The following is a 15,981-nucleotide window of genomic DNA, read 5'->3' as shown; positions in this document are numbered from 1 at the left end:
TTACAATCAAATGAAGTTTGGAGGAGTTGATGGATGCGATGAAGTGTTTTTCAAATATATGGGAAATTGAACGTAATTTTAAATGTCCGGTGATTGGTGCCATGTTGTCTGTGGACAAGCATAAAGATATTCTTAAAAAGTGCGGCTGGGATGTCAACGGCCTCAAACCCTATGAATACCACTCGTATATTATGGGGTGTATGGGGGATGAAAATGCGGTGTCCATCAAGACAAATAATTATATACGGCATCAGTCCAGAAAGTATATGAAGCAAATTGCGGTCCTGTATAAAAAAAAAGATGCGAAAGAGGTCAGGGCCTTATGGAATGACTATTCGGCCCGGGGTGTCATCGGCCCTGTGATGTATGCCATTGTGTCTCATAAGGATACAGAAACTGATCTACTCCAGGATATTCATGGTGAAGTTCATATGCTTTCCCATGCCAATATGATTGAAATTTTTAGTATCCGACGCAAACTCGAAGCTGCTGATCAGACCCTGATACGGGAAAAAAACAAGGGCAATGAAAAAAATAAAAAAATTCGGGAGCTGGTTAGTCAGTTGAGGCAGGCAGATAAAGAAAAGACTTCTCTTGAAACGGACAACGTCCGACTGAAAAAGAAACTTGGTGAACTTGAGACCCAAACGATTTTTCAGCAGTCGTCAGGCCCGGACCTAAATCAGGAGGTTGAACGTCTTGAACAGGTATTGAGCTGTCAAAAGGAAGAGACTCTTCGCGCGGAACGGGAAAAAAAACAACTTGAGATTCAATTGTTCAGTGCCAAAAATGAGAACGCAATGCTCAAGGGTGAGTTCGCACAACTATCTTCGATCTTTGCTGCCGGGACGGATGATATATGCACTCGCCGGGAGCCTAAAACTTGTCCGGTAACAGGGGCCTGCCCCAACGAGAATTGTCCAAGGCGCCGCCTGTGTGCCAGACGGATTTTTATGATAGGTGGAATTACGAAGATGAAATCCTATTACCGGCAGATTGTTGAAAAGGCCGGTGGCGAGTTTGACTACCATGATGGCTATCTTAGAAGCAGCAATGAGGATCTTGCTGCTAAAGTCAGACGGTGTGATGTTGTTGTCTGCCCCGTGAGCTGCAACAGCCATAATGCCTGTCTAAAGGTTAAGCATTTATGCACACGGTACAACAAAGAATTAAAAATTCTTAACAGCGCAAGCCTTTCAGCTGTAACCCAGGCGGTGATTATTCCTGATGACGCTGTAAGTCTCAACTAATGCTTGGAGGGCTGTTAGAATACAAATCGTTTTTTTGGAGAATTGGAGGTGTTTATCTTCCTGAAATAAAGATAATATCTTGACTTTTTTAAAATTTGGGAAATAATGACGCAGTAAAAAGAGAGATTATTTCTGTTTTACGCGAAAGTTGCAAAAGGTACATCTCATACTGAAAAAGACTGATCCATGCAGATTTTGAACCCTTCCCGGTGGTATCTCCATCCGGTGTTTATTTTTGCCTGCTCCATTTTTGCCCTTGCCACATTCCTGGTCCTCACGGTCAGTCTGTACATGGAGATCCGTTCGGCCCTTGAGGTGGTGATGCTTAAGTTCAACATTGCGCCCCAGGCCATTTTTCCTTCCAAAACAGGTATGACAATACTTGTCCTAAGCCTTTTGATCTTTGTTGTTTTGGCCGGCATTTTTCTAGCCTTTATCTATTATCAAAAAACGGTGAACCTGTTCCGGCTTCAGCACAATTTTATCTATAATTTTACCCATGAATTGAAAACGCCTGTCACGTCTCTTCGCCTTTATCTTGAAACTTTTGTCCGGCATCCCATGGACCATGGGGATGTAAAAAAATACAGTACTGATATGCTCAAGGATATTGACCGGCTCACGGAGAATATAGACCGGATTCTTAATTTGGCACGTATAGAGAGCCAAAATTTTGGATCAAAGGTCACCCGGGAAAGCCTTGTGGTACTTTTAAAAAGGTTCTGTCTGAAAAATGCTTCCCTGTTCAGGGATCTTGAGATAAAGATTGAAAATCCGTCCGGTGGCAGATTCGAGTATTCGGTGAACGCCTTTTTATTGGATATTCTGCTGACCAATATTTTTTCAAATGCCCTCCGCTACAATCAAAGCAGCACACCTTGTCTGACCGTTTTATTTAAAAGTTACTTGCAGAAAGTTACCATAGATTTTATTGATAATGGTATAGGTGTGGAGAAACAGGATGCAAAAAAGATTTTTCGAAAATTTTACCAGGGAGACAGGAATAGTAACCAGGCAAATACAGGCTCTGGCCTTGGGTTGTATCTTGTATCAAGTATTGCTGCCATTCATGGCTGGCGGGCCTCGGTTTCCAGTGAAGGTAAGGGAAAAGGCGCCAAATTTACAATTACCATTCCCCGGGCAAGCATAGCCGGCGTTAGAGATAAAGAATTATGGAAACGGCTGAAAAAAAACGTGTTCTGATCATAGAAGATGAATCCCATATTGCCGAGGGAATTAAGTTGAACCTCACTCTTCAGGGATATGCGGCCAAAGTGGCTGCCGACGGCATTGAAGGTCTTGAAAAATGGCGTACCTGGCACCCAGATCTTATTGTTCTGGATATTATGCTGCCCATGGTTGACGGGTTTTCCATTCTCCAGACCATCCGCCGGGAGGATGAAAAAATTCCTGTGCTGATTTTGTCGGCCCGGGGGGACACCCGGGATAAAGTTCGGGGATTGAAATACGGGGTGGATGATTACCTGTCTAAACCTTTTGATCTCGAAGAATTTCTTTTGCGTGTGGCGCGGCTTGTAAAACGCAAAGAATGGTACGCACAACCTGGGAAAAATGACGAAAAATCAGGCTGTTCTTTATTTGAAGGCAATTCTTATTCCTTTGGGACAAACCACATTGATTTTGTGACATCCACGGCCCAGTGTGCATCCGGTGAAGTGGTCCTGACCGAGCAGGAAATCATTTTGCTGCGCATTTTCATCGCCCATCAGGGAAAGCCCCTGTCCCGGAAAATGCTTCTTAAGGCCGGGTGGGGCTATGCCAGGGATACCTCCACCCGCACTGTGGACAACTTCATTGTCAGATTCAGGAAATATTTTGAACCCAGACCCAAATTCCCGGTATATTTTAAAAGTCGCAGGTCTGTGGGCTATATTTTTGAACCCGGGGAGTAAATTTGTTTACTTCTGCCCGGCCAGAAGAAACATGGGCATAAACCGTGGATCCAGGTCCTGGACTCGTACATGACCGTATTCCGACTCCAATTCCCGCAAAAGTGCGTACAAAATGCCCTGGAGCGCCGTGGGCAGATCTGTCTCATGTACGCCGGATGCCTGTGCTGCCCATAATCCCAAATCCTTTGCCTGGGTATCGCCGATGGTCCCCTCAGGCCCGAAAAGCTGGGCAAAGAAATCTTTGAATTTAGAAATTTCAATGGGCGCAAGACTCAATGGCTTTGATTTATTCAGACCCATACGGTCCCGGATCCACAAGGTCAGGATCATGCTTTTGTATGTGAGCACCCCAAAGGTAAAGGTGGCAATGTCCACATTCAGGCGGTTGAGAAAATCATCCAGGCAGATGATTTCATCCAGTTGTCGCTGGGTGGCCCTGATATCGGAAAGGCCGGCAAAATTGCGGTACAAGATCTTGTCTGCATAGTTGGCAAAAAACATGGGCCGCTGAACCATGAGCCCTCCGATGATGCCCAGGTACGTTTCCCCCAGAAAACTTAAGGGCAGGTCTTTTGCCCCGATAAAACTTGTCTCATACCATTTGCGCACCATTGCCTGCAGCCTTGCACTTTCCCGGCTTCCGGTTCTGAAAATATCTTCAAGAAAATATTTTGTAATCAGATCCACGGCACGCTCCACGCTGATTTTGGAGCCTTCCATAAGCACCTCAAGTCCTAAACTTAAGGTTGACATGGTTTTTTCAAGTGGCTTTTCAATGGATTCTCGATTCCTGATTCTGATCCGGTCTGCACTGATGACCTTGTTGATCAGGGCCGCAAGTTCGCTGTCAAGGTCTGGTATTCCTCCTTGCGCACTGATTTGTTTCAATGTTTTTGCAAACAGGTTGTCACCTTTTAAAAACTGGGTGAAAAACATGGGCGGCAGGGGAATATCCGGATCAAGTGCCTTGGATTTATTGGTGATTGCAGGTCTATGTGTTAAGTCTTTTCCGGCAACCGGTTGGTAAATTCCAACGGCCTCATGGGCCGGTAAAAACCCTTTTTCTGCAAGTCTGATATTTTTTTGCCGGAATTGTTCTTCCTCTGTTTCGGCCGGCAGAAGGCTTAGGGTTTCAAGGAACAGGCCGTGGAGGACCGACAGGTCCATGGCGGCAAGGGTTCTTATCATCTGTTCGATTAATTCCGGCGCGTCATCGGGCAAACCATTTTCCCGGGGGGTATCCTGAGGTAAAAGTTCCCCTTCCGAGTTTTCATTTGTACCGGATTGCAGGCCTGGAAATCTGAAATAAAATTTATCATCCAAGGTGATGTAGTCCTCAAAATCCTCGGGTGGTACTTCATCATGTTCCCGAATAAAAATATACATCTTTTGTGACAGATAATATTCTATAAAATCGGGTTTTTCCGTGATGGTCCAACGCAGAAGACGTTGGGGATCGGCTTTGAACAGAAGAGAAAATACCTGGGTGATCATATGGGTGTTGAGCCGGTCGTCATCCCAGACCTCCACGTCAAGAATATACTCCCACTGACTGGATGCGGCCAGGGCCAGAACCGGAATGAAATCATGAACCCCGATTTTATGCATTAAATAGTACAGGTCCTGATCCGGAAAGGACTGGATTAACGTGGCAGGGGAGGGGGCCTCCAGGATCATATCAAGGGCTTTGGCGCCGTCGCTGATAAGGATGTCCCGGCGCAGATTCTTAAGTTTTAGTTCTTTTCTGGTTTTATTGGCCAGTTGATAATCGTTGTTCATATTAAGGACATTTCCCCCGAATTAGATTGATAAATGAAGTAAAGAAGAAATTAAAATGTTAACTGTTTTGTAAAAAAAAATTAAAGCGTTGTTTTCTGTTTGCATATACTGATGTACTGCCCTAAAGCCGGATCATCGGCAAACGGGGTGAAATATTTTAAGGCCTTGTGAAAATCACCAGTATTCATCAGGCACACCCCCATGCACACACACAGATCCTTGTCTTTTGGAAAATGGGACAGGCCTTTGTTAAGAAAGGCCATGGCCTTGGAAAACTTTTTTTGTTTCTGAAGGATCATAGCAAGTCCCTGGAAGGCTCTGGGACAAGGATAAAATTGCAACGCCTTTTCAAACAGATTCATAGCGATCTGTTCTGCATTTGTGACCCGGGAATCCCGGGCATATTCCCCATGGGAAAAGGTCATGGCAAGCCTTGATAAAAAATCAGCATGTAAGGACGCAACTGCTTTATCCGGATGAAGGGCAATGCGGTTGACAAAATCCTCAAGGTGGTCAAAAAAAGCCTGCCTGAGGCGGTCCCCCCAGCCCTTAACCCGGGAGAAGTCCATATTGGGATCTATTTCCCACCATGGCAAATCTTCAATGTTTTTTTGCCAGACACCATCATGGGTCCATCCTTTCTGCACGGCACGGTTATACAAAGCTGTGCCGGGAAAGGTGACCAGCATGTAGAATACCGTGCTCAACGGGCCTAACCGGATCATAAGATCAATGCTGTCCTGGATGGTGGCATCCGTCTCCCCCGGTGAGCCATAGATAAAATAGGCCCGGGGCAGGATTCCGGCGGCGCGCACCTTTTCAAAGGCTGCCACGCAGGTGGCATTGTCGATGGGTTTGCCAAGGATTTTTTTGATGGATCCAGCCCCGGATTCAACACCAAAGCTGATCTGGATACATCCGGCCCGGCGCATGGGGACAAGTATGCTTTCGTTAATATAATCCACCCGGGAGATGGCATTCCAGGTGATGCCAAGATCTGCCTGGATAATTTTTTCGCATAACGCCCTGACGGCATCACAATCCATAGTAAAGGTGTCGTCACTGATGAAAAAATGGGTTACACCTTTTTGGGCAAGCGCCTTTATCTCTTCAAACAGCCATTGGGGTGAGTGGCGGCGGACAAGGGAGGTGCCCCAGAATTTCGGAGATCCGCAAAAAGTGCATTTCCCTGGGCATCCCCTGGACATAGCCAGGTGCTGGTAAGTGAAATACCGGGACGGGTGGGGCAGGGTGTCCAGGTCCTTGACCAGCTCACTTGGGCCAGTGTCTTGAAGGGTCGGTCCGTTACGGAAAACAATGCCGGGAATCCGGCCAAGATCCTGTGCCAATTCTGCTCTGATAATCTGGGCCTGGTGGATGGTCCCAAAATTCGCTTTTACTTTTTTTGCGGCATTGACCAGTTTTGTTGTGCTGATTTCGCCTTCGCCTTTGACAATCACATCCAGGGCCGGGCAGGCGCCAAACAGGAAATCCGCCATAAAGGTGGCCCCGGGTCCCCCAAAGACAATGAGGCTGTCCGGCAGGATCTGCCGGGCCTTCTCTGCACATGCCATGGCATTGATCCGGGTGGGGCTGGTTACGGAAAACCCTATGATATCAGGCTGTTCTTGCATGATGGCTTGGGTGAACAAATCAAGTGCATGCTTTGCCGATCCCTTTGCCGAGGGATTGGCCGGACCTGCCGGTGCAAGATTTAAAATGCCGGATACCCAGCCTTGGTCCAGAAGCCCGGACGCCAGATAATAGAGCCCGATGGGGACCTGAAGTGCATCCGGGTCCGTAACCCTTGGATCCAGGCAGGATGGATTGACAAATAGAACCTTCACAGCTACCAGGCTTTGAGAATCAAATCGTCAAGCTTACGCTTGGGAACATGGTGAACCTGATTTTCATCCCGGAAATACCGGATATCTCCACCGTCATCCACATCATCAATGCAGGCCTCTTCCGCGGGTTTGCCAAGTGCGATGACCAGCTTGACCTCCAGATGATTGCCGATACCAAGCAGTTCTTTTAGTTTTTTGATATTTATGGCGGCAAACATACATCCGGCCAGTCCCATTGCCCGGGCCCCGAGCAGCATGGTTTGGGCTGCAATGCCGTGGTCGCACCAGAAATTGTTTGAAATGGTGGTATCCCCCAGGATGACAATGTATCCCGTGGGCTGTTCCGCAGGTTCAGGCCCTTTCCAGTCTTTGAGATAAGCGGCCCAGGTCAGGCAGGAAAAGATCAGATCGTTTTGTTCCCGGCTACTGGAAATAATATATTTCAGGGGTTGGTTGTTGGCCCCGGAGGCCGTATATCGGGCCAGCTCCACAAGCTTAGTCAAGGTCGGGGTATCCAGGGCAAACGTATTATCAAACCGTCTGCAGGAACGGTTGGATTTTACCAGTTCTTTGAATGTATCCATTGTTTTTTCCTTAATTAACATTATGTAACAGCCTGTTGGGTAAAAAATTTAGCTGCATCCCGTTTGAGTGCTAATTCGAGACATTTGGATATCTATCCAGTCCAGAATTTTGTCCATCTCCTGGGTGATTTCCAGCAACGCCTTTCCCCTGTGGCTGACCGTTGCTTTCTCATCCATGGATAACTGGGCAAAGGTTTTATTCAATTCGGGAAAAAAGAATAGCGGATCATAACCAAATCCGTTGTTTCCTTCAGGTTCCCGGGTGAGTACCCCTTCGCAGCGGCCTTCATAGGTCAGCGCTGCACCCGTGGGAACCGCAATGGATATCACACATTCAAAGGCTGCTTTGCGGTTCTCTTTATTTTTCATGTCTTCCAGAAGTTTGTCCACATTGTCCTGGTCCGTGGCATTTTCCCCTGCGTAACGGGCCGAATACACGCCTGGTGCTCCGCCCAGCGCCTCCACGCAAAGCCCGGAGTCGTCCGCCAAGGCCGGATACCCCAGCACTCTGGCCGTAAACGACGCCTTTTTATATGCATTGTCGTCAAAGGTCTCACCGTCTTCTATGACCTCGGGAATGGGACCGAAGTCAGACAGGTTTTTTATGTCAACGGGATAGCCTTGCAGCCTTTCCTGTAATTCCCTTGTTTTGCCTTTATTGGTCGAGGCCAGTACTAAGATCTGTTTCACCTGAAAGCTCCTTGTGCAGTATTATATTTTTTAAAAATTTAAGGCTTAATATAAGTGTTGGTCTGTGGTTTGTAAAGGTAAGCTCGTAAGGAAGGCAGGTCCGCTACAAGTAACTTACCTGCAATTTATATCAATTTTGAACAGGTCATACGACGTGTCAAAAATAATTCGTTTTCAGCCAAAGAGAGGGGAAGGTGATTAGATAAATGGACTTTGTCAAAATAAAAAACACGCTTGACATTCCGGATTAGTCACAATAAGTATATTACTTTTTAATTTTGTATTTTGACAATTTTAAATTGGATTGGATTGGAACAGTGCTTTATACCTGTAGTTTTTTTATTGCGTTAGCAGTATTCCTCATTGGAATCATTTACAGGATCATTGGATATTTCCGGTTAAACATCGGGCCGGACCGGGCCGAATTCACTACGGCAGACCGAATAAAAGCTTTTTTGTCGGGCCTGTTGGGTATTCTGGTCTCACCTGTCCGGATGTTTCATTTTTTCAAGACGGTTATTCTGAATGTAGTGCTTCAATTGCCGCTGATGCGTCAGGATCCCCTGAAGTGGTTTATGCATATCTGTCTCTACTGGGGATTTTTTGGGTTGTTTTTTTTCCATGCCCTTGAAGGCTATGTCAGCGAAGTGGTTTTTTCAGATTACCAATCCACCCTGAACCCCTTCATGGCCCTTCGGAATATCGCCGGTGTAATGGTGATGACGGGAGTTGGCATTGCCGTATATCGCAGGAAAACCAATTTTCGCTTGAAACAGATCAGCAAGCACCACGATTACCTGGCAATCGTCCTGCTTGCACTCATCATGATGTCCGGTTTTGGCCTGGAAGCCGCCAAGATCATCTCCTCCGGTGTGTTTTACGACATGGTGGATGAATATGGCGCCATGGATTACGATGAGGAACTCCCGGCGCTTAAGGCCGTCTGGCAGGAAGAATTCAATGTCTATTTTCCCGGGGAGACCATCCCGGCCACCCCGGAACTTATGGAAGAAGGGTGGCTGGTCAATGAAGACAATTGTGCAGCATGCCATTCCAATCCAAGATGGGCCTTTGTATCCTATCCTCTTTCCATTGCCATGACACCTGTTGCCGGTTTTTTCAACAGGAACCGCCTGGATTTATTATTACTGAATATCCACTTTTTAAGCTGTTTTCTCGGCTTGGCCTACCTGCCTTTCAGTAAATTCCGGCATATCCTGACAACCCCGATAAGCCTTATTATTTCGGGACTTGCAGGACAACAAATAAAACGAGATGAGAACAGGGCCACCCGCCGGGTCTTTGATCTTTCCGCCTGCATCGAGTGCGGCACTTGCACCAGCCATTGTGCTGTGGGACCTTTATTTGAAATTTTTAATAACCAATGGGTGTTTCCCTCGGAACGTGTAATTCGCATCCGGGAGTCGGCATGGGGCCGGCCAATGGATAAGGAATCAAGGGATGCCTTTTCCCAGGGCAGTTTTCTCTGCACCATGTGCAACAAATGTTCCCAGGTCTGTACTGCCGGAATGAACCTGCAGGATATCTGGACGGAAACCAGAGAACAATTGGCGGAGGAATTTCTTCCGGATCCTGTTATCCGTATAAGGGAGCTTTGCAAAAAACATCAGCCTGAAAAAGCTGGACTGAAAGCCCCTGTGGTGCTTAAACCCGGGAAAAACCCTGTGGTTGAGTCCTTGAAAAAATCCCTCCAGGCGGGTGCCTTTTCACAATGTTATACCTGTCTGACATGTACCAACTCATGCCCGGTGACAGGTGTTACAGGCGATCTGCGACAATTCGGGTCAGCACCCCACCAGGTCATCCATGCCCTTATTCTTGGTCAAACCGATCTGGCAAAGGATGCCGCCATTGTCTGGGATTGCCTGACCTGTTATAAATGTCAAGAAAATTGTCCCCAGGGGGTTAAGATTACGGATATTTTTTATCAACTTAAAAACATGGTATACCACCAGGAATTTGGAATATGAAATGTGCTTTATTTTCAGGATGCAGAACCGGATTTGATATTCCCCAGCATCCAACGTCGGCCAAAGCCGTTTTATCCAGGCTCAATGTTAAGGTAGAAGAACTTGAATTTGGCTGTTGCGGATATCCTGTTAAGGAAAAAAATCTGGATGCCTTTCTTTTGCTGTCCATACGGAACCTGGCCATCGCCCAGGCCCATAACCTGCCTGTGCTGACCTTGTGTAAGTGCTGTTTCGGCGCCCTTAAACAGGCGGAACATTATTTTCAAAATGATTGGGAAAAACGGGTCTTGATCAATTCGATGCTGCAAAAGGAAGGGCTTCATTATAAAGGTGGCGTCAAAATCCATCACATGCTGACCCTCTTGGACCGGGAAATAGATAAAGGCGTTATCCAGCGAAGCGTCATTCATCCCCTTGACGGAATAAAAGTGGCCGCAAGCTACGGATGTCACGCCTTGCGTCCCTCAACCATCACCGGGTTGGATGACCGTCCCAATGCCCCCACGATATTTGAACGGATTATCACACTGACCGGGGCAGAACCCGTAAACTGGTCCAAAGGCCTGGAATGCTGCGGCAATCCCCTGTTGGACAAAAACAGTGCCCTGGCCCGGGATTTTATTCTGAAAAAATATGAAACGGCAAAACAGGAAGGTGCGGATATCATCTGCACAGCATGCAATTATTGCCACATGCAATTTGAACATGGCCGGGACCTTATCCTGAAATCGGGTTCAACAAATCCCATACCCGCCATACTTCTTACCCAATTGCTGGGTCAGGCCATGGGGCTTGAAAAGGATCTGACAGGGGTAGAAACAGCAGCCTGAAACCGGTAAAAACAAAAACCATCCCCAGTCCTTTCCGGGACAGGGGATGGTTTTATTTTTACAACGGTTTGTAATTTGAAGCCAATTGATCGTTTTTCTACAGAAACTAATTTCCCATACGGTCGCGATTTTTCCACGCCTTTGAACTCCTATATGTTCGGTTTTAATTCACTGGATTTATAATGATATAATTGCTTTTTTATATCAGTTGTGTAATGCTTAACATATTTCAGAAAGATAAAAGTATCCTTATTCTTTGTTGCAACTCAGGACCCATATTTCAATACGCTCCCTGAGCCGCGCCTCGAATACGAATAACAAGTCGGCGCAAAATCTGTGGCATTTATTTTTATCGAAGTCCCTAATGACTGAATCACCGAGAGCGAATAATGCAAACTAATCGTTTGAAATTTTTTTTAGTAGCATTATGTCTGTTAATTTATTTTCATCCAACAAACGCATTTTCCCGCACAAACGTAATTAAAATTGGCGTGTTGGTGAAACGCAGTACAGACAATTGCTTAAAAAAATGGTCGCCGACCGCGGAGTATTTGTCCCGTGTCGTTCAAGACTATTCTTTTATAATTATTCCCATTGATTTTGGAAATATTAACCAAAAAGTAAAAAATGGGGATATAGATTTTATTCTTGCAAATTCGGCTATTTATGTTGAGTTAGAAGTTATGTATGGTGTTAATCGGATAGCTACACTAAAAAATAACCGACTAAATGGGACTTATACAACATTTGGCGGCGTTGTGTTCTGCTTGAAACAAAGATCTGATATTCGAACATATAGTGACCTGAAGGAAAAACATTTTGCAGCGGTGAGCGAAAATTCATTCGGTGGATGGCTTATGGCATGGCGTGAATTAAAAGAAGCTGGCATTGATCCATACAAGGATTTTTCAAAATTGTCTTTTGAAGGGGCCCATGATCAGGTTGTCATTTCAGTCTTAAACAAAAAAACAGACGCAGGAACGGTGCGAACCGATACCTTGGAGAGAATGCAGTTGGAAGGCAAAATTGACCTGGATGATTTTTTTGTGATTGATGCGCATGGGGGTGGAAAGGGTCATCTCCCATTCCTTCATTCCACCAGAGAATATCCGGAGTGGCCCATGGGACAGCTTGTTCATATCTCTGATAGTCTTGCTGAAACAGTGGCACATCGGTTAATTGGAATTCAACCTGATTCAAAAGCAGCCATTGCCGCTTCATGTTCGGGATGGACCATCCCCAAAAGTTATCAATCAGTACACGACTGTCTAAGAATTTTACATGCACCTCCCTACGAGGATTATGGAAAATTTACACCGACACAGGTTTTTTTAAAATACTGGTATATTATTATTTTGATCTGTGTTTTCGTTGCGGTTATGGGAATTGCTACCTTTGTTTTTGCCCGCCTGAATAAACGGAATAGAACGACTGCCGAACTGTTAAAAAAATCAAAAGATGAAACAGATCAAGCGCATATAAAAAAACAGAAATTGCTGAAGGCGATGCCTTTTGGTGTGATTCTGGTCGGTAGAGATAGAATCATCCGCAGTGCGAATAACGCAGCTCTTTCAATGATGGGATTTGACAAAGAAGAGGACCTGATCGGGAAGGTGTGTCACAATTTCATTTGCCCTGCTGAGGAACACAACTGCCCGATCCTTGATATGGGGAAGGCGGTAGATTCGTCGGAAAGGTCAGTCATCCATAAAGACGGAAACAAAATTCCCGTAATGAAAAGTGTTATCCAAATCACCTTGAATAATGAAAATGTGCTGCTTGAAGCATTTACGGATATTTCACCAATAAAGAAGGCAGAAAGAGATCTGGCCCGCACTGAAAAGAAACTTTATACGGTCATGGAAACCAGTGCAGAGCCCATGGTGGTTTATGACAAGTACGGAAACGCGGAATATATTAATCCGGCTTTTGAGAAGATTTTCGGATGGACACCTGAAGAATTTTTTGGGAAGAAAATAGATTTTGTGCCTGAAGAAGCTGCTGAAAGTACCAGGCAAACCATTGAACTGGTCATGTCAGGAACAATTCGTTATGGGCTGGAAACTGTGAGGAATACAAAAGGGGGCAAGAAAAAAGAGATTCGAATCACGGCTGCGCCGATTATGGATGATACAAAGACTTATAACGGAATGGTCGTCAACCTGCAGGATATCAGTGAGCTTGTCGCATCCCGCAGGATTGCCGAAGAAGCAAGCCTAACCAAGAGCTCTTTTCTTGCCAATATGAGTCATGAAATCCGCACTCCCATGAATGCCATTATCGGTATGTCCCACCTTTGTCTGGGAACTGAATTGGATCCCCGGCAGCGTAATTATATCCAGATGGTTCATCAGTCTGCTCAGTTATTGCTGGGTATTACCAACGATATTCTGGATTTTTCAAAAATTGAAGCCGGTAAAATGGAACTGGAATCCATCCCATTCAATTTTGAAGACGTCTTAACAAACCTACGCAACATGGTTTCCATCAAGGCCCAGGAAAGTGGCCCTGAGATTTTATTTGACGTCGTTCCCGAAACACCGGTTCAGCTAATCGGAGACCCTCTGCGACTGGGTCAGATTCTGCTCAACCTAACAAGTAACGCTCTCAAATTTACTAAATCCGGTGAAATTGTTGTGAAAGTCCGATCAATTAAAGCACAAGCGGATATGGTAGAATTGGAGGTGATGGTAAAGGACACAGGGGTCGGCATGACTCCGGATCAACAGTCAAGACTGTTTCAGGCCTTCAGCCAGGCCGATAGCAGTACCACCAGAAAATATGGTGGAACCGGCTTAGGCTTGACCATTTGTAAGTATTTGGTTGAGCTGATGAACGGTCGGATATGGGTTGAAAGTGATTCCGGCAAAGGGAGTTGTTTTTATTTCACCGTTGTTCTGGGCAGGAATACCGGAAGACAAGAGAACGCTGAACTAAGCGTTCCTGTAAATATAGAACAGCTTAAAGTGCTTGTGGTCGATGATGTGGCCAGTGCCAGACAGATTTTTGCCCAGACCCTGGGCTCGTTTTCTTTCCGGGTGACCTGTGTTGACTCGGGCCAAGTCGCTTTAGATGCGATAAAAAACGCCCCTGCAGATGATCCTTTCAGGCTGGTGTTGATGGATTATATGATGCCCGGAATGAATGGAATCCAAGCATCCAATCATATTAAAAAACTTCCTGAAAGTGACGATATCAGCATCATTCTGGTGACGGCCCTGGCCCAGGAAGATGTTATGGATGACGTTCAGCAAGGTGATATAGATGGTTTTTTAACAAAACCTGTGATTCCTTCCGATCTGCTGGATGCCGTCATGAATACGCTCGGTGGCAAAGGGGGAATAAGAATTGCAAAAACTATTTCTGAGAGCTGGAGGGTTAAACCTTTGGAAACCATAAAAGGTGCAAAAGTACTGGTTGCTGAGGATAACACGATCAATCAGATTCTGGCAGAGGACCTTCTTACCCAGGCTGGACTTGGGGTAGTTATTGCAAAGAATGGGAAAGAAGCGATTGAATTGGCCGGAAAAGTCAGATTTGACGCAATACTGATGGATCTTCAGATGCCTGAAATGGATGGTTTTGAAGCCACACGTACTATTTTGGAAAAACAATACGGAAATTATCCCCCCATCATTGCCATGACAGCCAATGCCATGGCCGGGGACCGCGAATGCTGCCTTGCGGTTGGCATGGTTGACCATATTGCCAAACCCATTGACCCAAATGTTCTGTTTGACACCCTGCTCAAATGGATACCGACCATTGAAAGTGGACCGCCAATGGTTGAATCAGAAAAGGGCATGGATAAAATCGTATCCCTGCCCTTGGATTTGGCCGGTATCGATATCGACGCGGGAATAGAAAGAACGAATGGCAACCGGAATCTTTATCTGACGATTTTAAAGCATTTTGTTAAAGACCACGGCAAGGACAACCAGGTCATCGCCCAGGCAGTTATCCAGAATGATATGCCTCTGGCACAAAGGACGGCCCATACGCTTAAGGGTGTTGCCGGGGGGATTGGGGCACAGGCATTATATGACAGTGCTCAGAAAGTTGAAACGGCATTAAAAGAGAACCGGCTCTCCCGGCTTGATCTCCTCATGAACATCTTGGTCAGAGATCTAACTCAAGTGGTTGATGATCTGGAAAAAAAGATCATGGCACCGTCATTGGATGATACAGAAGAAATCAGCAGAGTACCCATTGATATGGAAAGATTAAAAGTTCTTCTGGACGACTTTCAACGGCTGGCCGAAGACATGGATCCCGACATGGACGGTAAAGCAGAAGAGATACACCAGCTGCTTCATTTGCATGACAGTCCCCTTAAAAAGATAAGTGTTGCGCTTTTAAATTACGCAGAAAATCTGGATTTTAGAGAAGCGCTTGAAACAATGGAAAAACTTAAGAATAAACTGGATACTGCAGAATCGTCACAGTCAATTGTAGAAAATCAGGTTGTCACAAATCAAATGGAGAAAAATGGATAAGAAAAGCTGCATCTTGATCGTAGATGATGAACGACAAAACATTAAAGTGCTGGCCGAACTGCTGCGTAACCATTATAAGCTCATGGCCGCAAAAAATGGCGAACAAGCCCTTAAAGCAACCCAGGGAAATATTCTACCTGATTTGATTTTACTTGATATTGTGATGCCTGGTATTGACGGATATGAAGTTTGTAGAAGGCTAAAGGCAGATGAAAGAACAAAACATATTCCCGTTATTTTCGTAACGGCGGTTACTGAAATAGAAGATGCTGCAAGAGGGTTCCAGGCCGGTGCAGTGGATTTTATACAAAAGCCGTTGAACCCGGTAATGGCAAAAGCCAGGGTTGATCTGCATATTAAATTGCACAAGACCATGGCGGAGCTCAAGGAGGCATTATCCCAGGTCAAGAACTTAAGCGGGCTTTTGCCAATATGTATGTATTGCAAAAAGATTCGTGATGATACCGGTTATTGGAACCAGATAGAAGCGTATATAGATAATCATTCAGAAGCACAGTTCAGCCACAGTATCTGTAATGAATGTGCAAAAAAATATTATCCTGATATAGACATTTATGATGAGGAAAGCAGTTAAGGATTA

General features: G+C 45.5%; 11 protein-coding genes. 7 read left to right on the top strand and 4 right to left on the bottom strand.

What is annotated here, in order from left to right; translation table 11 throughout:
* Positions 1-29 precede the first annotated feature (29 nt).
* The 3 genes from EYB58_RS21260 to EYB58_RS21250 all read left to right on the top strand — a co-directional run bounded on the left by EYB58_RS21260 (position 30) and on the right by EYB58_RS21250 (position 3,163).
* Positions 30-1,250, top strand: coding sequence for a DUF2325 domain-containing protein (locus EYB58_RS21260; protein ID WP_111958638.1), 1,221 nt, complete (start codon positions 30-32; stop codon positions 1,248-1,250).
* 186 nt (positions 1,251-1,436) lie between these two features.
* Positions 1,437-2,453, top strand: a complete 1,017-nt coding sequence (locus EYB58_RS21255; protein ID WP_111958640.1) for a sensor histidine kinase — start codon at positions 1,437-1,439, stop codon at positions 2,451-2,453.
* Positions 2,423-3,163: a response regulator transcription factor gene (locus EYB58_RS21250; RefSeq protein ID WP_111958642.1), complete on the top strand. Its 741-nt coding sequence runs from the start codon at positions 2,423-2,425 to the stop codon at positions 3,161-3,163. Before EYB58_RS21255 ends, EYB58_RS21250 begins: the two co-directional genes overlap by 31 nt.
* Before the next feature lie 6 nt (positions 3,164-3,169).
* On the opposite strand, the gene EYB58_RS21245 is transcribed toward EYB58_RS21250, so the two are convergent.
* The 4 genes from EYB58_RS21245 to EYB58_RS21230 all read right to left on the bottom strand — a co-directional run bounded on the left by EYB58_RS21245 (position 3,170) and on the right by EYB58_RS21230 (position 8,063).
* Positions 3,170-4,942, bottom strand: a complete 1,773-nt coding sequence (locus EYB58_RS21245) for a DUF6178 family protein (RefSeq protein ID WP_111958644.1) — start codon at positions 4,940-4,942, stop codon at positions 3,170-3,172.
* An 80-nt stretch (positions 4,943-5,022) separates the two neighbouring features.
* The gene (locus EYB58_RS21240) at positions 5,023-6,789 is read right to left on the bottom strand and encodes a B12-binding domain-containing radical SAM protein (RefSeq protein ID WP_111958646.1); all 1,767 of its coding nucleotides are present in this window, start codon (positions 6,787-6,789) and stop codon (positions 5,023-5,025) included.
* Between the two features lie 2 nt (positions 6,790-6,791).
* Positions 6,792-7,373 carry a nitroreductase family protein gene (locus EYB58_RS21235; RefSeq protein WP_111958648.1) on the bottom strand — a complete coding sequence of 194 codons (582 nt, stop codon included), beginning with the start codon at positions 7,371-7,373 and terminating at the stop codon, positions 6,792-6,794.
* 48 nt (positions 7,374-7,421) lie between these two features.
* On the bottom strand, positions 7,422-8,063 hold the full coding sequence (locus EYB58_RS21230) for an XTP/dITP diphosphatase (protein WP_111958650.1): 642 nt from the start codon (positions 8,061-8,063) through the stop codon (positions 7,422-7,424).
* A gap of 317 nt (positions 8,064-8,380) precedes the next feature.
* On the opposite strand from EYB58_RS21230, the gene EYB58_RS21225 reads away from it, so the two are divergent.
* The 4 genes from EYB58_RS21225 to EYB58_RS21210 all read left to right on the top strand — a co-directional run bounded on the left by EYB58_RS21225 (position 8,381) and on the right by EYB58_RS21210 (position 15,975).
* Positions 8,381-10,054 carry a 4Fe-4S dicluster domain-containing protein gene (locus EYB58_RS21225; protein WP_111958674.1) on the top strand — a complete coding sequence of 558 codons (1,674 nt, stop codon included), beginning with the start codon at positions 8,381-8,383 and terminating at the stop codon, positions 10,052-10,054.
* Positions 10,051-10,884 carry a CoB--CoM heterodisulfide reductase iron-sulfur subunit B family protein gene (locus tag EYB58_RS21220; protein WP_111958652.1) on the top strand — a complete coding sequence of 278 codons (834 nt, stop codon included), beginning with the start codon at positions 10,051-10,053 and terminating at the stop codon, positions 10,882-10,884. The genes EYB58_RS21225 and EYB58_RS21220 overlap by 4 nt, the downstream gene beginning before the upstream one ends.
* A gap of 389 nt (positions 10,885-11,273) precedes the next feature.
* Positions 11,274-15,380, top strand: a complete 4,107-nt coding sequence (locus EYB58_RS21215; protein WP_111958654.1) for a response regulator — start codon at positions 11,274-11,276, stop codon at positions 15,378-15,380.
* Complete coding sequence (locus EYB58_RS21210; RefSeq protein WP_111958656.1) at positions 15,373-15,975, top strand: response regulator; 603 nt, start codon at positions 15,373-15,375, stop codon at positions 15,973-15,975. The genes EYB58_RS21215 and EYB58_RS21210 overlap by 8 nt, the downstream gene beginning before the upstream one ends.
* Positions 15,976-15,981 lie beyond the last annotated feature (6 nt).

The organism is Desulfobacter hydrogenophilus (assembly GCF_004319545.1).
In the GTDB taxonomy this organism is placed as follows: domain Bacteria; phylum Desulfobacterota; class Desulfobacteria; order Desulfobacterales; family Desulfobacteraceae; genus Desulfobacter; species Desulfobacter hydrogenophilus.
Note: the sequence above shows the minus strand (reverse complement) of the source record. Positions and strands in the feature narration are given on the sequence as shown.

Excerpts from the sequence above, each read along its gene's own strand:
- EYB58_RS21235 (WP_111958648.1), bottom strand. The coding sequence starts at position 7,373 with ATGGATACATTCAAAGAACTGGTAAAATCCAACCGTTCCTGCAGACGG.
- EYB58_RS21255 (WP_111958640.1), top strand. The coding sequence starts at position 1,437 with ATGCAGATTTTGAACCCTTCCCGGTGGTATCTCCATCCGGTGTTTATT.
- EYB58_RS21215 (WP_111958654.1), top strand. The coding sequence starts at position 11,274 with ATGCAAACTAATCGTTTGAAATTTTTTTTAGTAGCATTATGTCTGTTA.
- EYB58_RS21220 (WP_111958652.1), top strand. The coding sequence starts at position 10,051 with ATGAAATGTGCTTTATTTTCAGGATGCAGAACCGGATTTGATATTCCC.
- EYB58_RS21210 (WP_111958656.1), top strand. The coding sequence starts at position 15,373 with ATGGATAAGAAAAGCTGCATCTTGATCGTAGATGATGAACGACAAAAC.
- EYB58_RS21260 (WP_111958638.1), top strand. The coding sequence starts at position 30 with ATGGATGCGATGAAGTGTTTTTCAAATATATGGGAAATTGAACGTAAT.
- EYB58_RS21250 (WP_111958642.1), top strand. The coding sequence starts at position 2,423 with ATGGAAACGGCTGAAAAAAAACGTGTTCTGATCATAGAAGATGAATCC.
- EYB58_RS21245 (WP_111958644.1), bottom strand. The coding sequence starts at position 4,942 with ATGAACAACGATTATCAACTGGCCAATAAAACCAGAAAAGAACTAAAA.